The sequence below is a fragment of the Duganella sp. 1411 genome (assembly GCF_017833525.1).
GTDB lineage: Bacteria > Pseudomonadota > Gammaproteobacteria > Burkholderiales > Burkholderiaceae_D > Rugamonas.
Genome location: NZ_JAFICD010000001.1, coordinates 1,855,609 through 1,879,076 on the forward strand (window position 1 = coordinate 1,855,609; position 23,468 = coordinate 1,879,076).

Sequence of the window (23,468 nt, forward strand, 5' to 3'; positions counted from 1 at the left end):
CGGCGAAAACCGCCGGTTGTGCGCCGGCGGCCGCGCGAAACGCGACAATCGAGCGGCGTTATTGTGATGTAATGATATCCATGACTAAGTACAAAGGCGCATCGATGAAATCAACGCTTCTTCCGCCGCGTGACCAGGTCGACACGCTGTCCCGGCGCGACATGCTGCGCCGTCTTGCCGCCGGCGGCGCGCTGCTGTCGGCGCCCGGGCTTGCGGCGGCGGCGCCGGCACCGCGCAAAGGCGGCCAACTGACGATCGCCACCCAGTCCAGCTCCACCGCCGACACGCTCGATCCGGCGCGCGGCGCGCTGTCGACCGACTACCTGCGCGCGCACATGTTCTTCAGCGGCCTGACCACGCTCGACGCCCACCTGGCGCCGCAGATGGCACTGGCCGAGGAAATGGCCACCGACGACGCGATCACGTGGACCGTCCGTCTGCGCAAGGGCGTCGTCTTCCATGACGGCAAAGCGCTGACCGCCGCCGACGTGGTCTACTCGCTCAAGCGCCACGGCGACGCGGCCATCGGCTCGAAGGTGCGCGGCCTGGCGCAACAGTTCGCGTCGGTGCGCGCGGTCGGTCCGCTGGTGGTGGAGATCACGCTGACCGGCGCCAATGCCGACTTGCCGGTGATCCTGGCGACGTCGCACTTCGTGATCATCCGGGACGGCACCACCAGCTTCAACACCGCCAACGGCACCGGCGCCTTCCGCTGCAAGGAGTTCACGCCGGGCGTGCGCACCATCGGCGTGCGCAACGAAAATTACTGGAGGCCGGGCCTGCCCCACCTCGACGAAGTGGCGCTGTTCGGCATACCGGACGAATCGGCGCGCATCAACGCGCTGCTGTCGGGCGACGTCGATTGGGTCAACGAAGTCAATCCGCGTTCGACCAAGCGTATCAGCGGCGAACCTGGCTTCGTGGTCTTGGAAAGCCAGTCCGGCTTGTACACCGACCTGGTGATCCGCCAGAACCTCGGCTTTGGCCGGCATCCCGATTTCACGCTCGGCATGAAGTACCTGATCGACCGTGAACAGATGAAGCGCGCCGCCTTCCGCGGCTACGCCGTCATCGGCAACGATCAGCCGCTGGCGCCGAGCAACCGCTTCCACTTCGCCGGCCTGCCCCAGCGCCCCTATGATCCGGACCGCGCCCGCTACCACCTGGCGCGCGCCGGCGCGGTGGGCCAGACCTTGCCGCTGGTCGCCTCGGTGGCCGCCGCCGGTTCGGTCGACATGGCGATGCTGATGCAGCAGTCGGCCATCAAGGCGGGCCTGAAACTGGCGGTCAAACGCATCTCCGCGGACGGCTACTGGTCCAACCATTGGATGAAGTCACCGATGGGCTTCGGGAACATCAACCCGCGTCCGAGCGCCGACATGCTGTTCACGCAGTTTTTCAAGTCGGACGCGCCGTGGAACGAATCGGGATGGCGGAACGAACAATTCGACCAGTTGCTACTGCTGGCGCGCGCCGAAACCGACGAGGACAAACGCAAACAGTTTTATGCCGATATGCAGGTGCTGGTGCACCAGAAGTGCGGCATCGGCATCCCGCTGTTCATCAACAATCTGGAGGCGTTCAGCAGCAAGGTGGGGGGCGCCGCCTCGCATCCGCTGGGGTCCTTCATGGGCTACACCTGCGCCGAGCAGGTCTGGCTGGAGGCATGAGCGTGAACCGGAATCTGGCACGCGCGCTGCTGCTTGCGGCGCTGGTGACGGCCGTCGGCGACGGCATGGCGCACGGCGTCGCCGACGACGACAAGGCCTACTTCGAACAAAGCAGCGGCGTGCATCTGCTGCCGTTTATCTATCTGGGCGCCAAGCACATGGTCACCGGCTATGACCATCTGCTGTTCCTGGTGGGCGTGATCTTCTTCCTGTACCGCCTCAGGGATGTCGGCGCGTACGTGACGCTGTTCGCGGTCGGCCACAGTGTGACGCTGCTGTCGGGGGTACTGAGCGGGACGCACGTCAATCCCTACCTGGTCGACACCATCATCGGTTTCTCGGTGCTCTACAAGGCGCTCGACAACATGGGCGCGCTGGAAAGGGTCCTGGGCTTCCAACCCAACACCAAGGCGGCCGTTCTGATCTTCGGTCTGTTCCACGGCTTCGGGCTGGCGAGCAAGCTGCAGGAACTGGCGCTGTCGAAGGATGGCCTGGTGCCCAATATCCTGGCTTTCAATGTCGGCGTCGAGATCGGCCAGATGCTCGCGCTCGGCGCCATTCTGATCGCGATGGGCTTCTGGCGGCGCGGCGCGGCCTTCAGGAGGCAGTCCTTCGCCGCCAATACCGCGTTGATGGTCGCGGGCCTGGTACTGATGGGATATCAACTAGCCGGTTATGCAACCACATGAACGAGGAAACCACCATGCGTCAAAACCACCAGACCGACCCATTGCCGACGCTGACCCAATTGGGCAAGGCCACCGCCGTCGCCATCGGCGCCGCCGCGCTGATACTGGCGGTGGCGGTGCTGCCGGCGGAATTCGGCATCGACCCGCTGGGTGCCGGCAGGCTGCTGGGACTGGCAAAACTCAATGGTGGCGCGGCCAAGGCCGCCGGAACGGCGCCGCCGGCGGGCGTCGGTCCGGCCTCCCCCGCCGCCTCGCAGGTGACGCGCAGCGCGCTTCCCATGCGCTCCGACGAAATGCGGGTGACACTGGAGCCGGGCCAGGGAGCGGAAGTCAAAGCCCTGATGCGCAAGGGCGAATATTTTGTCTTCAGCTGGAGCACCGACGGCGCGCCGGTCAAGGCGGACATGCACGGCGAACCGGAAAACGCCAAGCCGAACGAATTCACGACGTACTGGAAGGAGCCGCGCCAGACCGGCGCCCAGGGCGGCTTCACCGCCGGCTTCGACGGCATCCATGGCTGGTTCTGGCGCAACAAGGGAGAGCGCGCGGTCACCATCACCGTCAAGGTGACCGGCTTCCATCAGAAGTTGTACCGGCCCTCCTGACAAGACGAAGCGGCGCCCGACGCGCCGCTTCGAAGGCCGTTACAAGCCGACCAGGCCGGCCAGGCCGCCGATCTCGCTGATTTCCTGGTAGTTGTAGAACGGCGTGCCCGGCTCGTGGCCGCGATTGACGAAGGCCTTGTCCTTGATGCCGATGTCGTTGGCCGACATCAGGTCGTAGCGCATCGACGACGACACGTGCAGGAAGTCTTCCGGCTTCGCGTCCAGCTGACCGATCATGTACTCGAACGCCGTCAGGCGCGGCTTGTAGGCCTTGGCCTGCTGCGCGCTGTAGACGCGATGGAACGGCACGCCCAGGTTCTTCACGTTGTGCACCAGCTGTGCGTCCATGGCGTTCGACAGGATCACCAGCGGGATCTTGTCGGCGATCCTGGCCAGGCCCTCGGTCACGTCGGGGTGCGGGCCCCAGGTGGGAACGGCGGCGTAGATCTCGGCCACGTCGGACTCCCGGAACGGCACCTTCCAGCGGTTGGCCGTGCGCAGCAGCGCGTTGTAGACCACCTCGTAGTATGGTTTCCAGTCGCCCAGCACTTCGTCGTAACGGAAGGCCGAGAAATCCTTGCAGAACCGCTCCATGTCGTCGGCGCCGATACGGTCGGCGAACAACTTGCGCGCCATCGGTGACATCTGGAAGTAGATCAAGGTGCCGTAGCAATCGAAGCTGATGTATTTCGGTCTGAAGATGATGCCCATGGTTGCCCTTTCGTTGATGATGGTCTGATATCGCGACGGATCCATGATATCCAACCTGGCGCCGTCAGAGGTGCCGACTATGCCCCCGCCGGCGCGGCAAAACGGCTTTTATGGGCGCCGAATCAGCACGATTTGCCGCGCCGCGGCTGCGACAACCGCAGCTAATACCGCCGGCGCCCTTTATACTGTAGGCACCATAACGCAGGTTTCGCGGGGCCGCATGCGGCCCGTGACCCACCAACGAGAGCATAGTCATGAGTGTATTGTACCGATCGGACGCGGCCCGCACACAGGTATGGGCGCGCTTTTTCGCCGCGTACGCGCCGGAAATCGACTTCCGCACATGGCCCGACAATACCGGTGATTTGAACGATGTCGAGTATCTCGTCTCCTGGCATGCCGGCGCCGAGTTCCTGGCGTCGTTGCCGAACCTGAAGGTGCTCTTCGCATCCGGCGCCGGCATCGATCATATCGATTTCGACGCCGTGCCGGCAAACGTGACGGTCGTGCGCATGGTCGAACCGGGCATCGTCAACGGCATGATCGAATACACGACGATGTCGGTGCTGGCCTTGCACCGCAATCTGCTCGACTACGCCGACATGCAGTCGCGTGCCCAATGGCGGCCCATCCCGGTGATACCGGCGTCGGCGCGCACGGTCGGCGTGATGGGATTGGGCGTGCTGGGGCAGGCGGTGCTGGAACGGCTCGGCGTCTTCGGCTTTCGCCGCGCGGGCTGGAACCGCTCGCGCAAAACGCTGCCGGGCGTGGAGTGCTTCGCGGGCGACGAGTCGCTGCCGCGGTTTTTGGCGCAATGCGACGTGCTGGTTTGCCTGCTGCCGTTGACCGACGCCACACGCGGCATCCTCGGCGCAAGGCTGATGTCCCTGCTGCCGCGCGGGGCCGCGCTGGTCAACGTCGCGCGCGGCGCGCACCTGGACCATGACGCGCTGTTGTCGGCGCTGGACTCCGGTCATTTATCGCGTGCCATCCTCGACGTGACGGACCCGGAGCCGCTACCGGACGATCACGCGCTGTGGCGCCATCGGCGCGTGCTGATCACGCCCCACATCGCCAGCATGACTCAGCCGGATACGGCGGCCCCGGTGCTGCTGGCCAACCTGCGCCGCCACATGTCGGGACAACCGCTGCACGACGTCGTCGACCGCCGGCGGGGATACTAGTCTTTCGGCCAGGCTGGCCGCTTGGTCGAAGACCCCGGGACGGGTCGGCGGGCCTGGCCCGCCAACCCGACTGGGAAAAACGTCTGCGACGGGCCTTATTTGATGTCGAAAGTCGTGCTCACGCGCGTCTTCTTGTCCGCCATCGTCAGCAGCGCCAGAACCTTGCCGACTTTGGCGACGCCGGGCGCCTTCGCTTCCAGCTTGTTGCCACCGGCCGGCTTGAGCGCGAACTCCTTGCGGCCAGCCTCCGTCACCAAGGTAACCTTGCCCGTCACCTCGGCGCTTGGCATGTCATCGCCGTCGTCCTGCAAATACAATTCGACCTGATCGCCCTTCACCACCAGCTCGAGCCAGGTTTCGCCGACGGCCTGCACGATGCCCCCGTGGTTCGCCACCGGCGCCCCGTGCGCGAAGGCGTGGCCGCTGGTCAGCGCGGCCGCCGCCAGCGTCACCGCTCCAAGAATTTTTTTCATCATCCCGTCCTCCAGTTCATTCAGGTTTATGCGCGAGCACGAACGACAACGTGGCCAAATGCTCGCTGCTGTCAAACTTGGCCGGCTGCTCGGACGGCCCGCGATAAATCGCGGCGATCACATTCAGGCCCTGATTCCGCACCTTGATGGTGACGGTACCATCAGCGCCGGACAGCACCGGCTCCGCGTCGGGATCGTTGACCATGTCTTGCAACACCTGTGCTCCGGCCACCGGCTTGCCGTTGAACAGCACGCGAAGCTTGATCGGCGCTCCCAGCGTCGCCGGCAGCGCCGCCTCCACCGGAACGACCTGCAGGATCTGATTCGGCAAGGGACCAAGTGGTTTGCTCAACGGCTTGCGCAGATGGACGGCGTACTTGTAGGTATGCTCGCTGATGATGTACTTCGGAATCTCGTCCTTGCCCTTCTTGTGGAAAACGCCATCGGGCGTCTTGGTCCACGTGCCGTTGTCGAGCACCGCCGCGACGATCGCCGGCTGATTGTCGAGATTGACCAGCACCAGGCGCCCATCGGGCTGCAGCGACGTCTCCACCGGCTTGCCGTCGGCGTCATATCCTCCGACGCTGGTCACTTGCGGCAGCCGCTTTAACGAATCCAGGTCATCCGCCCCAATGCCGTACAGGAAGGCCAGCTGCGTGGCACGCTGCGCGAACCAGATACCATGCGCCTGTGCCGGCACCACGCCGGCAGCGCCGGCGAACAAAGCGATTGCGCAAACCGCGCAGGCCTTTTTTTTCAATGTCATCATGTCCATGATGCTCCTCTTCAGAATTTGTAGTGCAGATTCAAGGTCGCGGTGCGGTCGGTGCCCGGCGACACCCACAGCTGGCTGTACGAACTGGCGTAATACTGTTTGTCGAACAGGTTGTCGACATTCAGCGAGATGCGCAGCTTCTTGGTCGGCGACCAGGAGGAGATCAGCTTGGCCGTGGTGTAGGCCGGCAGCTTGAAATTGCTGGAGACAGCCACGTCGCCCAGGCGTTCGCCCACATAATTGACACCGCCGCCGATGGTCGCCATGCCGCCGGCGACAGCGAATGCCCGCGTCAGCACCACGGTGGCGCTCTGCCTGGGCACATTCGGGAAGCGGCTGCCGGTGCGGATGGTGTTGTCGCCCTTGGTGACGGTGGCGTCGGTGTACGCGTAGGCCGCCGACAGGCGCAGGTTGCGCGCGACCTCGCCCGACAGATCCAGCTCGACGCCCTTGCTACCCACCTCACCGGCGGAGATCGAGAAATCGGTGTTCGCCGGATTGGTGGTCAACACGTTCTGTTTGGTGATTTTGTAGACCGCCAGCGTCCCTGTCAGCTTGCCGTCGGCAGACTCCAGCTTCGAGCCGACTTCATAGGACTTGCTTTCCTCGGGCGCGAAAGCCTGGTTGTCGATGCTGATGCCGCTGTTCGGACGAAAGCCTTTCGAGAAGGTCGCATACAACGACAGCACCGACATCGGCTGATAAACCAGGCCGGCGCGCGGGCTGGTGGCGCTCAGCGACTGCTTGTTGGACGCGCCGTTGCGGAAGTTCGTCACCGTCTGGTCGTAGCTATCCCAACGCACGCCAAGCAACGCCTTCCATTGGGCGGTCAGGTCGATCTGATCCTGCGCATAGACGGCATGCGCGCGCTGTTCTTCCTTGGTGTTGATCGACATCGTCATCACGTCGGAGACGCCGCCATAGACGGGATTGTAGATGTCGATCGCGTAAGGGAAAGCGGCGCTCGGATTGCGGCGCAACTGGATGCGGCGGTCGTTGAATTTATAGGCGTCGACGCCCACCAGCACATTGTTCGTCACCGGCCCGGTATCGAACTTGCCAACCACCTCGACGCGGCCCGAGGCGTCGATGGCGTGGTAGTCGCGGCTGCGGTGCTGGCGGCGCACCGTGCGGCCATCGGCCTGCAGCGCGCTGGCCTCGCTCGATGCGCCTTTCAGTTCGCTGTCCCGATACGAGACGCCCGATTGCAGCTTCCAACGCTCATTGAACTCGTGTTCGACGAAGACTTGGTGGCCCAGCGATTTGACCACGGTCGGTCCGTCCGCCGGCTCGCCCAGGAAGCGCGAATTCGGGATCAGTCCCAGCACGCCGCCGACCGCCAGCACGCCCCGGTCGAACGGCACGCGCTGCTCGCTGGCTTCGACCTCGTACGACACGCGGGTGTGGTCGCCGATCAGCCAGATGAACGACGGCGACAGGAAGGAGCGCTCGGTTTCCACGGTATCGCGGAAGCTGTCGCCCTTCTCGTAGGCGCCGTTCAAGCGGTAGGCCAGGTTCTCGCTGATCGGACCGGTCAGGTCGAGCGCCGTCCGATAGGTCTCGTGGCTGCCGACCGAAACATCCAGTTCATACGAAGGCTCGAAGCGCGGCTTCTTGGTGGTGATGTTGACGGTGCCCCCGGGTTCGCCGCGCCCGTACAGCGCCGACGCCGGGCCCTTGAGCACTTCCACACTGGCGGTGCTGGCCGAGTCGCGCAGGCCGTTGTAGCCACGGCTGGAGCTGAAGCCGTTGACCAGATAGTCGGAGCCGAAATTGGGATCGCCGGTGAAGCCGCGCATCGCGTAGCTGTCCCACAGGCCGCCCAGGTTACTCTGGCGCGAGATGCCGCTGGTCAGATCGAGCGCGCTGGCCAAACTGGTCACGCCGACGTCGCGCAGCAGATCGGCGGTCAGTACGCGCACGCTTTGCGGCAGGTCCTTGAGCAGCGTGTCGGTCTTGGTCGCGCCGGTCGCCGACAGCGCGCGGTAGTTCTGGCGCGAGCCGCTCACCACCACGACCTCCTTTGCGGCCGGGGATTCGACCTGCGACGCGCCCTCCGCCACCGCGTCGACGACGCCGGGATCGGCGTCCGCCGCCAGGGAGCACAAAGGATAAGTCGCGGCCAGGAACAGGGCCAAGGTACAGTGACGAGTGGGATACATGACGAACTCCTGGTGAGGTGTGGATGTACTTGTTGATGCGTCTACTGAATTCGATTACAACATGTGCACCCCACCGGTTTATCCTGTAATCACCTTGTCACAAAACAGAAATACTTGTTTTTCCGTCCGCAATCAGCACAGCTTGCCGATCTGAAGCCGCCCGCACCGGCACGGTGCCGCGCGCGCCGCGATGCGCCAAAGCGGCGCGGCCGCATGCCCGTTATTGGCGCACGAAATCCACCAGCACGGTCTTGTAGCGCAGGTTCGCCTCATACGACTGGCGACCCAGATCCTTGCCCATGCCGGAGCGTTTGAAGCCTCCCGTCGGCAGCACGTAGTCGTCGCTGCGGCCGTAGCGGTTGATCCACACGGTGCCCGCTTCGAGCTCGCGCGCGCAACGCAGCGCGCGGCCGATATCGGCGGTATGCACGCCGGCCGCCAGCCCGTAGGCCGGATGATCGCCCAGCGCCAGCGCCTCGTCGTCGTCGTCGAACACCTGCACCGTCATCACCGGTCCGAAGATCTCGTCGCGCACCGCCTCCATATCCGCTTCGACCCCGGTTAGTATCGTCGGCTGATAGTAGCCGCCATCGCCCTCGACCGCCGCCAGCGCGCCGCCGGCCGCGATGCTGGCCCCCGCCTCCACCGCGCGCCGCACCACGCCGTCGATGCGCAGCGCGTCCTTGCGACTGATAATGGGCGACAGCGTGGTATCGCCGCTCCACGTGTGGCCCGGCCGCAGCGCCTTGAACGCCGCCGCGATGCCCTCCACCAGCTGCCCGGCGACGCCGCGCTGCACGATCAGGCGCGACCCGGCCACGCACACCTGCCCGGCGTTGCCGGCGATCGCGCCCGCCACCATCTTCGCCACCCGCTCCAGATCCGGCGCGTCGGCGAACACCAGTTGCGGACTTTTACCGCCCAGCTCCAGGGTCACCGGCTTGGTGCCGCTCTCCGCGCATGCAGCCATGATAGCCGAGCCGGTACGGGTGGAACCAGTAAATGTCACTTTGGAGATGCGTGGATGACGCACCAGCGCATCACCGGTGGTGCGGCCGTCGCCCTGGATCACGTTAAATATCCCCGGCGGCATGCCGGCGGCGATCGCCAGCTCCGCCAGGCGGATCGCCGAAAACGGCGTCAACTCGGACGGTTTGAGCACCACCGCGTTACCGGCGGCCAGCGCCGGCCCTATCTTCCAGGAGGCCATCACCAGCGGGAAGTTCCAGGGCGCGATGGCGCCGATCACGCCGTACGGCTCGGCGATGGTCATGCCCAGCGCGTCGCTGCGCGTGGCCGCCACGTCGCCGCCCACCTTGTCGGCGAACTCCGCGAAAAATCGCAGGCCCTCGGCGGTGAACGGAATATCCCAGGCCACCGCGTTGGCGATCGGCCGGGTCGAGCCCACCGCCTCCAGCGCGGCCAGTTGCGCCACATCTGCCTCGATCAAGTCGGCCCAGCGCCGCATGATGCGCGCGCGCTCGCGTGGCGCCTGGCGCGCCCAGTTACTCTTTTTGAAAGCTTGCCACGCATTTTGCACGGCCATGTCCACCAGCTCCGCATCGGCGACCGGCAGGCCGGCATAGACACGGTTGTCGGACGGACGCCGCACGTCGAGATCGAGCGCCGTGCCCTGGCCTGCCACGTGAACGCCGCCGATGAAGTGGGAACTGCGGACCTTCACCAGGTCCGGATTGAAGCTATGCATAAGGCGTATCCTTTTGATAAGTGGAATAAAAACTGCATACCTCATGCTAAGCGCGGGAGCGCAGCATTTAATGCCGCCGGGGCGGCCGTGGATGGTGCAAGCTTGTGTAGTTTCCAGCGCAGCCGTCGTTCCTGCCGCCCGGCGCGGAAAGGTGCGGCGCCACCGGCGCGGGTGGGCGCGAGGCGCAGCAATCTGTGCTGCCGACGGCCGGCAAAACCGCGCATTCTGTCTCCCCGGCGCGACAATTCAGGATATTGCGCAGCCGTGGCTATGGTGTAATGGTTTTAACAAAACGTCCAACCAAGGATAGATGCATGAAGCTTGAATCGTACTGGCTCGACACGGCGCCGCGCTTTCTCGGCGCGGCCAACGGACCTGTCCCTCCGCGGGCGGACGTTGTCGTCGTCGGCGGCGGCTTTACCGGGCTGTCGGCGGCGCTGGAGCTGGCCAAGCGTGGCGCGTCGGTGGTCTTGCTCGAAGCGGGCCGCATCGCCGGCGAGGCGTCGGGACGCAACGGCGGCCAATGCAATACCGGCCTGGCGCACGACTACGCCGACCTGTCGAACCGCCTTGGCGAGGCGCGCGCCCGTGCCTACTGGGAAGCCTACGACGCCGCCGTCGCCACGGTCGAACGGATCATCGCGGCCGAAGCCATCGACTGCGACTTCCAGCGCTGCGGCAAACTCAAACTGGCGGCCAAGCCGGAACACTACGAAAAGCTGGTGCGGGTCCACGAGCGCCTGCGCGCCAGCGTCGATCCGAACGTCGAGCTGGTGCCGCCGGAGCGCTTGAGCGACGAAATCGGCTCCAGCGGCTTTTACGGCGGCCTGCTGCAGCGCCAGGGCGCCCAGATGCACATGGGTAAATTCGGCGTCGGCCTGGGACAGGCCGCGGTGCGCGCCGGCGCCCGCGTCTACGAGAACGCGGCGGTCCAGGCCATCGAGCGCACCGCCGGCGGCTTCCGGCTCAAGTCCGCGCGCGGCGACATCGATGCCGCGCAGGTGTTGCTCGCCACCGGCAATTCCAGCCTGGGCCCCTTCGGCTACTTCCGCCGCCGTCTGGTATCGGTGGGCAGCTTCATCATCGCCACCGCGCCACTGGCGCCCACGCTGATCAACGAGATCACGCCGACCCGCCGCAACTACGTCACCACCAAAAACATCGGCAACTACTTCCGCCTCACACCCGACAACCGCCTGCTGTTCGGCGGGCGCGCGCGCTTCGCGCTCTCGAACCCGAAGTCGGACACCAAGAGCGGCCGCATACTGGCCGACACCATGGTGCGCCTGTTCCCGCAGCTGGCCGGCACCGGCATCGACTACTGCTGGGGAGGACTGGTGGACATGACGGCCGACCGCCTGCCGCGCGCGGGCGAGCACGAAGGCATGTTCTATTCGCTGGGCTACAGCGGCCATGGCGTGCAGATGTCGGTGCACATGGGCAGCCAGATGGCCGACATCATGGCCGGCAAAAGGGACAGCAACCCGTGGCGCGATCTGGATTGGCCGGCGATCCCCGGCTACTCCGGCAAGCCGTGGTTCCTGCCGGTGGTCGGCGCCTGGTACAAACTACAAGACATCCTGCACTGAGGCGCGACGATGAACTCCACCATAGGCAAGCTCGTTCTCGGCCGTCTCGGCATCGGCGCCCTCACCTTGCTGATCGTCTCGATCGTCGTCTTCGGCATCACCAACCTGCTGCCTGGCGACGCCGCGCAGGAGTCGCTGGGACAGGCGGCGACGCCGGAAGCGGTGGCCGCGCTGCGCGTGCAGTTCGGCCTCGATCAGCCGGCGCCGCAACGCTACGCGCACTGGCTGGTCCAGATGCTGAAAGGCGACGCCGGCGTGTCGCTGGTCAACGGCCAGGCGATTTCCGCGCTGATCGGCGACCGCCTCCCCAGTTCCCTGGTGCTGGCCGGCGCCACGGCGGCCGTCTCGGTGCCACTGGCGCTGTCGCTGGGCATACTGTCGGCGATGTTCCGCGGATCGCGCTTCGACCGCGGCATGAACATGCTGGCGGTGTCGCTGGTGTCGGTGCCGGAATTCCTGATCGCCACGCTGGCGGTGCTGCTGTTCGCGGTCAAGCTGCGCTGGCTGTCGGCGCTGTCGCACACGGCGGACATCCAGACGCTGGGCCAGTTCCTGCGGGCCTACGCGATGCCGGTCTTCACGCTGTGCTGCGTGATCGTCGCGCAGATGGCCCGCATGACGCGCGCCGCCGTCGTCGACCAGCTACGCTCCCCATACGTCGAAATGGCGCGGCTCAAGGGCGCGCGTCCCGTGCGCATCGTGTTGAAGCACGCGCTGCCGAACGCCATCGGCCCGATCGCCAACGCGGTGGCACTGAGCCTGTCGTACCTGCTCGGCGGCGTGCTGATCGTCGAAAGCATTTTCAACTACCCCGGCATCGCCAACCTGATGATCGACGCCGTCACCACCCGCGACATTCCGCTGGTGCAGGCCTGCGCGATGATCTTCTGCGGCGCCTACCTGCTGCTGGTGATGCTGGCCGATATCTGCGCCATCCTGTCCAACCCGAGGTTACGCAATCTATGAGCAGCTCCCCCCTTGCCTCCTTCCCTCCGTTACGTGCGTTGACCGGTGCGCTGGCCGGTGCCTGGTCGACCATGTCGCCGGCCGCCTTGCTCGGCCTGGCCATCGTGGTCTTCTGGCTGATCGTCACGCTGGCCGGCCCGTCGCTGTCGCCGCACGACGCCTCGGCCATCGTCGACGCCGACGTCTTCGGCTCCATCAGCTGGCAATTCCCGCTTGGCACCGACTACCTGGGCCGCGACATGTTGAGCCGCATCCTCTACGGCGCCCGCTACACGGTGGCGCTGGCGCTGGCGGCGACCGTGCTGGCCAGCGCCACGGGCACGCTGCTCGGTCTTTACGCGGCGGTCGCCGGCGGCTGGTTCGACGCCTCCCTGAGCCGCGCGCTGGACGCGCTGATCTCGATCCCCAGCAAAATGTTCGCGCTGATGATGGTGGCGTCGTTCGGCTCCTCGGTGCCGCTGCTGATCATCACCGCCGCCCTGGGCTTCATGCCGGGCGCCTACCGCATCGCCCGCGCGCTGGCGGTCAACGTGCAGGCGCTCGACTTCGTGGAGGCGGCCAAGGCGCGCGGCGAGGGCATGGCCTACATCGGCTGCGTCGAGATCCTGCCCAACATGATCCGTCCGGTGCTGGCCGACTTCGGCCTGCGCTTCGTGTTCACCGTGCTGCTATTGTCGGGCCTCTCGTTCCTGAGCCTCGGCGTGCAGCCGCCGGACGCCGACTGGGGCTCGCTGGTGCGCGAGAACATCGGCGGCCTCAGTGAAGGCGCGCCGGCGGTGCTGATGCCCGCGCTGGCCATCGCCAGCCTGACCATCGGCGTCAACCTGCTGATCGATAACCTGCGCGGCAAACGGAAGGACGCCCGATGAAACCATTGGTACAAGTGGAAGGCCTGCGCGTGGTCGCCCGCAACGACGCCGGCACCGAATTCCCCATCGTCAAAGGCGTCGATTTCGCGATCAACGAAGGCGAGGTGCTGGCGCTGATCGGCGAATCCGGTTCCGGCAAGACCACCATCGCGCTGTCGCTGATGGGTTATGCGCGCAGCGGCTGCCGCATCGCCGGCGGCAGCGTGCGCATCGGCGAGCAGCAAGTACTGGAACTCGACGACGCCGGCTTGTCCGGCCTGCGCGGGCGCACCGTCGCCTACATCGCGCAAAGCGCGGCGTCGTCGTTCAACCCGTCGCGCACCTTGATGGACCAGGTGGTCGAAAGCGCCGCCATCCACCACACGCTGAGCCGCGCCAGGGCCGAAGCCAAGGCGGTCGAACTGTTCCGCGCCCTGGCGCTGCCGGACCCGGAGCATATCGGCGCGCGCTATCCGCACCAGGTGTCGGGCGGCCAGCTGCAGCGCGTGATGGCGGCGATGGCCTTCATCACCGACCCGGCGCTGGTGATCCTCGACGAGCCGACCACCGCGCTGGACGTGACGACGCAGATCGAAGTGCTGCGCGCCTTCCGCAACGTGGTGCGCCAGCTCGGCACCACGGCCGTGTATGTGTCGCACGACCTGGCGGTGGTGGCGCAGATGGCCGACCGCATCGTCGTGCTGCGCGACGGCGAGATCCGCGAGAACGGCGAGACCGCGCAGGTGCTGGGGGCGCCGGCCCACGATTACACCCGCTGCCTGCTGGCCGCCGCCGAACCGGCGGAGCGCGATATCGCAATCGCCGCGCCGGCGCCGCTGCGCATGCCGGTGCCGCTGCTGCGGATACGCGGCCTGTACGCCGGCTACGGCGCGATCGGCCGCGACGGCCTGCCCGCCAAGCGCATCCTGACCGACATCGACCTGACCATCGAGCGCGGCGCCACGGTGGGCGTCATCGGCGAATCCGGCTCCGGCAAGACCACGCTGGCGCGGGTGGTGGCCGGCATGGTGCCCAGCGCGCGCGGGCAGGTGCTGCTGGACGACGCGCCGCTGCCCGACGGCAGCCATGGCAGGACGCGCGAGCAGCACCAGCGGGTGCAGTTCGTGTTCCAGAACGCCGACACGGCGCTCAACCCGGCCCACAGCATCGGCGCCATCCTGGCACGGCCGCTGAGTTTTTACCTGCACCTGCGCGGCGACGCGCGCCGCAAGCGCGTGCTGCAGCTGCTCGATCTGGTCAAGCTGCCGGCCTCCATCGCCGACCGCCTGCCGGGCGAACTGTCGGGCGGCCAGAAACAGCGCATCAACCTGGCGCGCGCGCTGGCGGCGGGACCGGACTTGATCCTGTGCGACGAAATCACGTCCGCGCTCGACACCGTGGTGGCCGCCGCCATCCTCGACCTGATGGCGGAACTGCGGCGCGAACTGAAGGTGTCGTACATGTTCATCAGCCACGACATCAACACCGTGCGCGCCATCTGCGACGAGATCGTGGTGCTGTACGCCGGCCAGAAGGTCGAATCGCGGCCGCGCGCGGCCATGGGCGACGCCCCCTTCCACCCCTATACGCATTTGCTGGTATCGTCGGTGCCCAAGCTGAAAATGGGCTGGCTCGACACCGTCTGCGCGCGCGCCACCGCCCATCCGCCCGCGTTGGCGCCAGCCCCACAAGCCTCGGACGCCGGCTTGTGTGGTTTCCTGCCGCGCTGCGGCGTGCGCGTCGACGGCCTGTGCAACCGCCTGCCGCCGCCACGCCAGCAACTGCCCAATGGCGGCGAAATTCTCTGTCACCACACGCCCGCCGCGCTGATCCCGCTGCAAGCGCCCCTACAACGTTTTGAGGAAGTCGCATGAATCCACGCTTCGTCCGGCTGGCGGAAACCACCCGCGCGCCGGTGCACTTTTACATCGACGGCCAGCCCGCGCAGGCGCTGCACGGCGACACGCTGCTGGTCGCCATCATGAGCGTCGCCCGCAGCCTGCGCGCTTCCGAATTCGACGACGGCCGCCGCGCCGGCTTTTGCCTGATGGGCGCCTGCCAGGATTGCTGGGTATGGACCGAACAGGGCGACCGGCTGCGCGCCTGCTCGACCGAGGTGCGCGACGGCCTGCGCATCGTCACACGCAACACGGAGGCGGCATGGCTGAACCAGGCGTAATCGTCATCGGCGCCGGCCCCGCCGGCGTGCGCGCGGCCGAGGAACTGGTCGCCGCCGGCCTGCGTCCCGTCGTCATCGACGAAGGTCGGCGCGATGGCGGCCAGATATACCGCCGCCAGCCGGAGCACTTCACGCGCAGCTACGAATCGCTGTACGGCGGCGAGGCGGCACGCGCCGCCGCCGTGCATCAAAGCTTCGACGCCCTGCGCGGCAAGATCGACTACCGGCCGGAAACGCTGGCCTGGAATATCTCGGAAGGCCACCTGCACGTGGTCAGCAACCACCGTACCGAAAAGCTGCCCTACGCGGCCCTGGTGGTCTGCTCCGGCGCCACCGACCGCCTGATGCCGGTGCCGGGATGGGAGTTGTCCGGCGTGTTCAGTCTGGGCGCGTCGCAGATCGCCCTCAAGTCGCAAGCGTGTTCGATCGGCGGCCGCGTGGTGTTCCTCGGCAGCGGCCCGCTGCTTTACCTGGTGGCGACGCAGTACCTGAAGGCCGGCGCCAACATCGCCGCCGTGCTGGATACGTCGCGCCTGCGCCACCAGATCGCCGCGCTGCCCAAACTGCTGGCGCGTCCGAAATTGCTGCGGCAAGGCCTGTCGTACATCGCCGCCTTGCGCAAGGCCGGCGTACCGGTGCTATCGGGGATCACACCGGTCGCCATCGGCGGCGGCGCCGAGGAAGGCGTGGACAAGCTGTCCTATCGCGACGCCTCCGGGCAGACGCATACGCTGGCGTGCGACGCCGTCGCGCTGGGCTACCATCTGCGTCCGGAAACCCAACTGGCCGATCTGGCCGGCTGCGCCTTCCGCTACGACGACGAGACGCGCCAATGGTTCCCGCAGGTGAGCATGGAGGGCCGCAGCTCGGTGGCCAACGTCTACCTGGCCGGCGACGGCGCCCGCATCCTCGGCGCCGAGGGCGCGGAAAACGCCGGCCGCCTTGCCGCGCTGTCGGCGCTGGCCGATCTTGGCCTCGCCGCCGACGCCGGCCGCGTCGCCACGCTGGGACGCGAACAAGTCAAGATGGAGTCATTCCGCCGGGGCTTGGCGCAGGCCTTCCCCTGGCCCGCCGCGCAAGCCGCCGCCCTGCCCGACGACACCATCGTCTGCCGCTGCGAATGCATCACCGCCGGCGAGTTGCGCCGCGTCGTCAACGACATGGGCGCGCAGGAAGCCAACCGCGCCAAGGCCTTCAGCCGCGTGGGCATGGGGCGCTGCCAGGGACGCTACTGCGCCAACGCCGGCGCCGAAATCATCGCCCACGCCGCCGGCGTGCCGCTGGAGCAGGTCGGACGGCTGCGCGGCCAGGCGCCGGTCAAACCATTGTCCTTCCGTACCCGCGAGGAGCAGACCTAAATGAGCAATCCAACACAGGCCGACGTGCTGATCATCGGCGGCGGCATCATGGGCGCCTCCACCGCCTTCTTCCTGCGCCAGCGCGGCGTCTCCGTCATTCTGCTGGAGCGCTGGCTGGTCGGCCAGCAGGCCAGCGGTGTCAATTTCGGCAACGTGCGCCGCCAGGGACGTTTCCTGTCGCAGCTGCCGCTGTCGAACCGCGCGCACAAGATATGGCTGCGCCTTCCCGAGCTGCTGGGCGAGGACGCGGAACTGGTGCGCGCCGGGCACCTGCGCTGCGCCTACGGCCAGGAAGGCGCCGACCGCATGGAGGTCTACGCCCGCGAGGCGCGCGAATACGGCCTGAATCTGGAGCTGCTGTCGACCGCCGCGATGCGCAGCCGCTATCCCTTCCTCGGCAACGAGGTGATCGCCGGCTCGCTGTCGGCGGAGGACGGCCACGCCAATCCCCGTCTGGCCGCACCGGCGTTCGGGCGCGCGGCGGCGCGCGCCGGGGCGCATATCCACGAGAATACCGAGGTCACGTCGCTATCGAAGGATGGCGTGGATTTTCGCGCCGTGTGCGCCGACGGCCGCGAGTTCACCGCGCCGGTGATGCTGGTCTCCAGCGGCGCCTGGGGCGCGAAGATGGCCGCCCGGTTCGACGAACCGGTGCCGCTGGTGGTGCGCGGGCCGCAGATGGCGGTGACGGAGCCCATGCCCTATATCGTCGGGCCGTCGATCGGCGTCGCCGCCACCACGTTGGAGGAGACGCTGTACTTCCGTCAGGTCAAACGTGGCAATATCGTCATGGGCGGCTGCGGGCGCTCGAACTCCACCACCGAGCCGCGCACCGCGCCGGTGCTGCCCGAGCACACGCTGACGCAGTTCAAGCAGATGGCGCGCCTGGCGCCGGTGGTGACGAAACTGAATATCATCCGCGTATGGAGTGGCGTGGAAGGCTACATGCCGGACGACCTGCCGGTGATGGGCCCAAGCGCGACGACTCCCGGACTGCACTACGCCTTCGGCTTCTGCGGCGCCGGCTTCCAGATCGGCCCCGGAGTGGGAGAAACGATGGCCGAATTGATCGCCACCGGCGCCACCGACACGCCGATCGCGCCGTTCAGCATCGCGCGCTACGCCGCTCCGGCACACACGCCGACCGCGCACGCCACGACGCAAACTTAGCGGGAAGACAAGCACGGATTTCTCAAATATTTTTTGCGCCGTTTGTCATCCGAACCGATACCTCATGCGTTAGAGCAATGTAGGACAACGCAATCGGTGCCATTTGAACAACGTCGCACTACTAGTAAATGAGACATCATGCAAGCATATCAAAACGCCAATGAAGCGGATTTCCGCTGCCAGCATACGATCAATCCCAACCTGACGCAGGCCGTGCGCTATTGGGCCAGCGAATTCGACGTGCCGCCATCGAAGCTGCTCGAAGTGGTGCGCGAAGTTGGCCGCAACCTGCTCGAAGTGCGCAAGCGCCTGTCGACGTAAGAACGGCGACAGGCCGCTAAAAGGCCTGTCAGAAACGCAGCGCGTAGCCGAGGCTCACGGTGCGGCCACGGCCTGCGAAGTAGCGTTTCGGCTCCACCAGCGCGCTTTGCGAGTAGTAGGTGATGTAGTCGCGGTCGAACAGATTGGCCATCGACACGCGCAATTCGCCGTTTTTACCGAGCTTGTAGTTGGCGCTCGCATCGACCAGCGTGTAGCCGCCGAACTCCTTGGCCGGATCGTCGAACGACTGCCCGAACGCGTGCTGCGCCTGCACGAACGTCGTCAGCTTGTCGTTCCATTCCGAAGTCCAGCCGGCGATGACGCGATTGGGCGCCACGTTCAGGCCATCGAGCCTGGCATCCAGCGAACCGTTTTCGTCGCTGTCGTAGCGGCCCTTGGTATAGGCGTAGGACAGTTTGCCGCGCTGCGCCTTGGTGAAGCGATGCCCCAGGCTCAGATCCACACCCTCGATGCGCGTCTTTTCGCGCGCCATCATGAAGGCGCCGTTGATCGGCACCACGCGCGTGCCGAAATCCGAATCGGAGCGGAACAGGCTCGCGTCCAGATCCCATGCGCCGCTGTGATAGCGGCCACCCACTTCCACGCTCCTGGTCAGGATGGGCTGCAGCTCGCGCATATTGGCAACGCTTTGGCCAACGGTATTGATGGACCGAAGCACGCGGCCGATATCCGGCATGCCGAAGCCCTCTGAATAGCTGGTGAACAGCGAGACATCCTTGACCGGGTTCCACACCAGCCCCGCGTTCATCAAGGTCTCGTTGAAATCGATGGTGCCGCCTTGTACCAGCACGCGCCGGTACTGCGCAAGGGTGCGATAGGTGTCGATCTTCAGGTCGGCCTTTTCCCTGCGCACGCCGGCGTGCATGGTCAGCGTGTCGAGCAGTTTGTATTCACCCTGCAGGAACAGCGACAGGTTGCGGTATTCGGATTCCGGCACGTAGGTGCGGCCGGTCAGATACAGGTCCTGCTTGCCCTTGTCGAACAGCGTGTCGAAGCCCACCGTCAGCTTGAGGCGGCCGTTCAGAAGATCGTCGCGGCTCAGGCCGACCTTGCTGCCGTACTTGGAGGCGACCGAGCGCGATTGATCGTACAGCGTGCCGGCGGGGGCGATCAGCGGGTCCTGGAAGGTCGCCGAGATGTCGGCGCCGAACAGGCCTTCGAACTCCTGGTTGAACACCATCGCCGACAGCTCCATTCCCGCCAGATTGGCGTGGCGGTAGCTCAGGCTCGAGGTCCACACGTCGTTCCACGGCGCGATGCCGGGTGGCGCGCCCTCGATGGAGGTGGTGGGGATACCGCGCGCGCGATCCCCCGCCACCGCCAGATAACCTGCCTTGGATTTGATCTTGTAGCGGTTGACCGAAAGCTGCAGGCGTTGATCGTCGTCGATCCAGTAGCCCAGCTTCGCCAGCACATCGTAGGTGCGCGAGTCCATCAGATCGCCCTGGGTATTGTCCGTGCCGATCGAACGCCCCTTGCCGTCCAGGTACAGGCCCTGGTCCTCGTAAGAGAGCGCGAACAGGTATTCGAGTTTGTCATCGCGGCCGCTCAGGCGATACGCCGTCTTGTAGCTGGCGGTATCCGAGCCGGCGCCGCTGGTCGGCAGCGTCGCCTGCACGTCGATGGACTGGTTGAACGTGCCCTTCTCCGGGCGCTTGGTGATGATGTTGATGGTGCCGCCGGTCGCGCCCAGTCCATTGATCGCGTTCGCGCCCTGCACCACCTCGATCCGCTCCACCATCGAAAAATCGATCGTGTGCGCCTCGCGCCCGGTGGGCCGCATCGGGTTCGATTGCGGCACGCCGTCGACCAGTATCAGCGGCGCGCGGCCGCGCAGCGTCTCACCGGAGCCGTTCATCTTGCCGCGGCTGGGCGTGTACGAAGGCAGCACGCTGCTCAAGACATCGGACGAATTGCCCGATATCGCCATCTGGCGCTCGATCTCCTCCTGCCGGATGATGACCACCGCTTGCGGCGCCTGGTTGGCAGCGACATTCGAGCGGGAGGCCGACACCAGCACCGCCGGCACGGCGGCATCGTCGGCCGGTTGCGCCGCGACGTGGGCCGCCGCCAAGGTGGCGACGACGGCGATGATGGCGCGCGGCAGGCGCGCGCTGGGATACGACGTGGGATTCAGGGATTTCACAGGGCTGGGCTCTCCGGTACATGGAACCGCCCGTACCGGCCAGCGCGGGTTGAAGAAGAAATCCGAGGAAATCGCCGCTGAACGGTGCCAGGTGGTGTGCTGGCTGGCGGCGGGAACGCGCGTGGCTTGCAAATAAGAATGATTACCATCATCAGGAAATCTTCCCGTTTGGTCAAGCGGGTGGCGTCCGATTGCCCGATAAGTGCGTTAGTGCACTGTGGCGGGGACGAATCGCTGCGACCATGACCGATCTGAGTACTATTTAGATAACATCATGCACGCACAACCAACCACCGGCCAGGCGGAGTTCCGCTTCCAGACCACCATCAATCCCAATATCACCCAGGCGGTGCGCTACTGGGCCGACGAATTCGATGTCCCGCCGGCCAAGCTGCTCGAGGTGGTGCGCGAAGTGGGCCGCAACGTCTACGAAGTCAGGAAGCGCTTGTCCGCTTAAGAGCTAGAAGGTGTAGCTTCCCTTGACGTAGTAGTAGGCGCCGTTGATGCCGAACGGTGAAAAGCTCGGATACACGTAGGCGTGCGAGTACCCTTGCGAGATCGCCTTGTCCGGATGTCGGTTCAGCAGGTTTTTCGCGCCAGCGCTCAAGGTCAGATGGGCGGTGACGTCGTAGCCGCTTTCCAGGTCGACGATCACGGTCGGATCGATGTGGTTGGTGTGATACGGCGCGCCGCCGGTATCGCCATCGGCCACCGTCAATTCCGTCACTCCGTAGCGGGTCGCGCGCAGGTTGCCGTTCCAGGCGCCGTTCAGGTAGCGCGCATTCAGAATCAGCTTGTTCTTCGGCGTCGCATCGATAATCGGCGATGCCGATGCCGGATTCAGTCCCCCCGCCAGCGTGACGTTGGTGATGCGGTTCTTGTTGACGTTCCACCCCGCCGTCCATTTCACCTTGCCGGCATCACCGAAATCGGTCGCGTAGTCGCCAGAGGCATCGAGCCCGCGCGTGCGCGTGTCGACGCCGTTGGTCAGATAGCTGACGGTGGCGTCGGTGATGCTCGGATCGAGCACGCTGCCATGCGCGACGATCGCGGCATCCGCGCCGGCGCCGCTGAGGGTGCCCGAACCGATGATGCGGTGGCGAATCTCGATCTGGTAGGCGTCCAGCGACAGGTGCAGGCGCGGCGCCGGTGCCGCCACCAGGCCGACGCTGACGTTCCTGGACTTTTCCGGCGCCAGTCGCTTGGCGCCGGCCAGCGTCGCGGCGGCCGAATTGGCCGGCAAGACCACATCCGCATACGTCGGGCCGACGTTGGCGATCGAGTGGTACTCCTCCTGCAGCGTCGGCGCGCGGAAGCCGTTGCTGACCGTGGCGCGCAACGCCAGCGCCTGGGAAAAATCGTAACGGCTGGTCAGCTTGCCGTTGAAGGTGTTACCGAAGTCACTGTAGTGCTCCTGGCGTCCGGCGAAGCTCAGTTGCCATTCGGGCGTGGGACGGTTACTGACGTCGACGTAGGCCGCGTAGTTATTGCGGCTATGGGTGCCGGCATCGTTCAGCGCGTAACCCGCGAATCCGTCGGGACCAAAGTCGTAGCGCGACGCCGCGTCGCCGGCGCCGAGGCGATACGATTCGCGGCGCGCTTCCAGTCCCAACGCCAGCAACAACGGCGCCGACCAGCCCATATCCAACGATTTGCTGACATCTGCGTTGTTGGTCCATTGCGAGAACGTGTACTGGCCGTCGTGGAAGCGCGTCGGCGAGGAGCCCGTGTCGCGCAACAGCGGACGATTGACCGTGCGCTCGACGCCAACGGCGATGTCGTCGCGGCCATAGGTGGAACTGAGGTCCCACTGCCAGCCCGAGTCGCTTCGGCCCTTGATGCCGGCGGTGACGGCATAATCGTTTTCGTTGGTAGTCTCCAATGGGCTGTAGCCCAGCGGATAAAAAGTCGGGGCCTTGGTGGGAGTGCGCCAGTTCTGCCAACTCTCCGCCTCGCGATGGGCGGCGGTGGCGAAGCCATACACCTCGGCGCCGCCATCGAGTTGCAACCCGGCGTTGAGCGCGACGGTGCCGAAGCGACTGCGCGGATCGCCGGCCACCCTGCTCGGATAGGGCTCCGAACTGGCCGAGCGGGGCACCAGCGGCGTGCCGAAGCCGGAGGTGGTCACCAGGTCGGCGCCGGTCTGGTTGGTGAAGTCGTGGTCGCGCACCTGCGCCGACAAATGCGCGTAACCGCCGCCCCCTAATTTGAAGCCCTGGTCCAGCGAGACGTCGCGCGTCAGGCCGTTGTGCTCATGGTGGGGATTGACCTTGCTGTCGCCGTAAGTGCCGATCAAGGCGTCGATCTCGCCGCCGCTGCTGCTGTTCTTGAGGATGACGTTGACCACGCCGGCGATCGCGTCGGAGCCGTATTGGGCGGCGGCGCCGTCCTGCAGCACCTCGATATGATCGACCGCCGATACCGGTATCAAGTCCAGGTCGGCCGGCGACGAATACTGGTTGGGTCCCGCGTCGGCGGCGATGCTGGCGGTGTTGTGACGGCGCTTGCCGTTGACCAGCACCAGCACGTGGTTGGGGCCCAGCCCGCGCAGCTGCACCGAACGCACCATGTTGCCGATGTCGCCGCCGACCGATTGCGAGTTATACGACGGCACCACCGTCGTCAACGCGTCATACAGGTTGCTTGCGCCGGTCTGCTGCAAGGCGTCGGCGGAGATCACGGAGATCGGCGTCGCGCTGTCGCGCGCCTTGGCGCCAGCGCCGCGCGTGCCGGTGACGATCACCGTTTCGACGCTGCTGTCGACGGTGGCGGCGGCCGATGTCTGCGCGTGCAGGTTACCCATCGGCGCCGCCAGCATGGCGGCCAGCGCCAGCTGGACGGCGCAAGCCATGACGGTCTGGCGGTATCCGTTCGAGCTATTTTTTTGATACAT

20 protein-coding genes are annotated in these 23,468 nt (G+C 66.0%); 13 read left to right on the forward strand and 7 right to left on the reverse strand.

The features are described 5' to 3' along the window. Positions 1-104 precede the first annotated feature (104 nt). The 3 genes from JOD97_RS07525 to JOD97_RS07535 are packed head-to-tail and all read left to right on the forward strand — an operon-like array spanning position 105 to position 2,964. Positions 105-1,670 (forward strand): ABC transporter substrate-binding protein, encoded by a 1,566-nt coding sequence (locus JOD97_RS07525; RefSeq protein WP_373999806.1) that lies wholly within the window; start codon positions 105-107, stop codon positions 1,668-1,670. Beyond that, positions 1,667-2,359: a HupE/UreJ family protein gene (locus JOD97_RS07530; protein ID WP_209714787.1), complete on the forward strand. Its 693-nt coding sequence runs from the start codon at positions 1,667-1,669 to the stop codon at positions 2,357-2,359. Before JOD97_RS07525 ends, JOD97_RS07530 begins: the two co-directional genes overlap by 4 nt. Positions 2,360-2,373: 14 nt before the next feature. After that, entirely contained in the window at positions 2,374-2,964 is a 591-nt protein-coding gene (locus JOD97_RS07535; RefSeq protein WP_209714790.1) for a transmembrane anchor protein, read from the forward strand. A gap of 39 nt (positions 2,965-3,003) precedes the next feature. Here the strand turns inward: JOD97_RS07535 and JOD97_RS07540 are convergent, their stop codons facing one another. Beyond that, entirely contained in the window at positions 3,004-3,675 is a 672-nt protein-coding gene (locus JOD97_RS07540) for a haloacid dehalogenase type II (RefSeq protein ID WP_209717310.1), read from the reverse strand. A gap of 254 nt (positions 3,676-3,929) precedes the next feature. On the opposite strand from JOD97_RS07540, the gene JOD97_RS07545 reads away from it, so the two are divergent. Continuing rightward, positions 3,930-4,859, forward strand: a complete 930-nt coding sequence (locus tag JOD97_RS07545) for a glyoxylate/hydroxypyruvate reductase A (protein WP_209714794.1) — start codon at positions 3,930-3,932, stop codon at positions 4,857-4,859. Positions 4,860-4,954: 95 nt separating this feature from the next. On the opposite strand, the gene JOD97_RS07550 is transcribed toward JOD97_RS07545, so the two are convergent. From JOD97_RS07550 to JOD97_RS07565, 4 genes are all read right to left on the reverse strand, one after another. Next, positions 4,955-5,335, reverse strand: a complete 381-nt coding sequence (locus JOD97_RS07550; RefSeq protein WP_209714797.1) for a hypothetical protein — start codon at positions 5,333-5,335, stop codon at positions 4,955-4,957. A 13-nt stretch (positions 5,336-5,348) separates the two neighbouring features. Beyond that, positions 5,349-6,107, reverse strand: coding sequence for a DUF4198 domain-containing protein (locus tag JOD97_RS07555; protein WP_229264219.1), 759 nt, complete (start codon positions 6,105-6,107; stop codon positions 5,349-5,351). 11 nt (positions 6,108-6,118) lie between these two features. Further along, on the reverse strand, positions 6,119-8,269 hold the full coding sequence (locus tag JOD97_RS07560; protein ID WP_209714800.1) for a TonB-dependent siderophore receptor: 2,151 nt from the start codon (positions 8,267-8,269) through the stop codon (positions 6,119-6,121). 220 nt (positions 8,270-8,489) lie between these two features. Beyond that, the gene (locus tag JOD97_RS07565; RefSeq protein WP_209714803.1) at positions 8,490-9,977 is read right to left on the reverse strand and encodes an aldehyde dehydrogenase; all 1,488 of its coding nucleotides are present in this window, start codon (positions 9,975-9,977) and stop codon (positions 8,490-8,492) included. 314 nt (positions 9,978-10,291) lie between these two features. On the opposite strand from JOD97_RS07565, the gene JOD97_RS07570 reads away from it, so the two are divergent. The 8 genes from JOD97_RS07570 (at position 10,292) to JOD97_RS07605 (ending at position 18,408) form a co-directional block, all read left to right on the forward strand. Further along, positions 10,292-11,566 (forward strand): FAD-binding oxidoreductase, encoded by a 1,275-nt coding sequence (locus JOD97_RS07570; RefSeq protein ID WP_209714805.1) that lies wholly within the window; start codon positions 10,292-10,294, stop codon positions 11,564-11,566. A 9-nt stretch (positions 11,567-11,575) separates the two neighbouring features. Next, the gene (locus JOD97_RS07575) at positions 11,576-12,532 is read left to right on the forward strand and encodes an ABC transporter permease (RefSeq protein ID WP_209714807.1); all 957 of its coding nucleotides are present in this window, start codon (positions 11,576-11,578) and stop codon (positions 12,530-12,532) included. Then, positions 12,529-13,401, forward strand: a complete 873-nt coding sequence (locus JOD97_RS07580; protein WP_209714809.1) for an ABC transporter permease — start codon at positions 12,529-12,531, stop codon at positions 13,399-13,401. The genes JOD97_RS07575 and JOD97_RS07580 overlap by 4 nt, the downstream gene beginning before the upstream one ends. Continuing rightward, positions 13,398-15,254 (forward strand): ABC transporter ATP-binding protein, encoded by a 1,857-nt coding sequence (locus JOD97_RS07585; RefSeq protein ID WP_209714812.1) that lies wholly within the window; start codon positions 13,398-13,400, stop codon positions 15,252-15,254. The genes JOD97_RS07580 and JOD97_RS07585 overlap by 4 nt, the downstream gene beginning before the upstream one ends. After that, a complete protein-coding gene (locus JOD97_RS07590; protein WP_209714813.1) occupies positions 15,251-15,559 on the forward strand; it encodes a (2Fe-2S)-binding protein in 309 nt (102 codons plus the stop codon). Before JOD97_RS07585 ends, JOD97_RS07590 begins: the two co-directional genes overlap by 4 nt. Then, on the forward strand, positions 15,541-16,917 hold the full coding sequence (locus JOD97_RS07595; protein WP_209714815.1) for an NAD(P)/FAD-dependent oxidoreductase: 1,377 nt from the start codon (positions 15,541-15,543) through the stop codon (positions 16,915-16,917). The genes JOD97_RS07590 and JOD97_RS07595 overlap by 19 nt, the downstream gene beginning before the upstream one ends. Beyond that, positions 16,918-18,087, forward strand: a complete 1,170-nt coding sequence (locus JOD97_RS07600; protein ID WP_209714817.1) for an FAD-binding oxidoreductase — start codon at positions 16,918-16,920, stop codon at positions 18,085-18,087. Between the two features lie 138 nt (positions 18,088-18,225). Beyond that, positions 18,226-18,408, forward strand: a complete 183-nt coding sequence (locus tag JOD97_RS07605; RefSeq protein WP_090314197.1) for a DUF3606 domain-containing protein — start codon at positions 18,226-18,228, stop codon at positions 18,406-18,408. Between the two features lie 28 nt (positions 18,409-18,436). On the opposite strand, the gene JOD97_RS07610 is transcribed toward JOD97_RS07605, so the two are convergent. Beyond that, positions 18,437-20,575 (reverse strand): TonB-dependent receptor, encoded by a 2,139-nt coding sequence (locus tag JOD97_RS07610; protein WP_373999807.1) that lies wholly within the window; start codon positions 20,573-20,575, stop codon positions 18,437-18,439. Positions 20,576-20,849: 274 nt separating this feature from the next. On the opposite strand from JOD97_RS07610, the gene JOD97_RS07615 reads away from it, so the two are divergent. Next, positions 20,850-21,032: a DUF3606 domain-containing protein gene (locus JOD97_RS07615; protein WP_209714819.1), complete on the forward strand. Its 183-nt coding sequence runs from the start codon at positions 20,850-20,852 to the stop codon at positions 21,030-21,032. Positions 21,033-21,035: 3 nt separating this feature from the next. Here JOD97_RS07615 and JOD97_RS07620 read toward each other — a convergent pair whose 3' ends face one another. Further along, entirely contained in the window at positions 21,036-23,468 is a 2,433-nt protein-coding gene (locus tag JOD97_RS07620; RefSeq protein ID WP_209714821.1) for a TonB-dependent siderophore receptor, read from the reverse strand.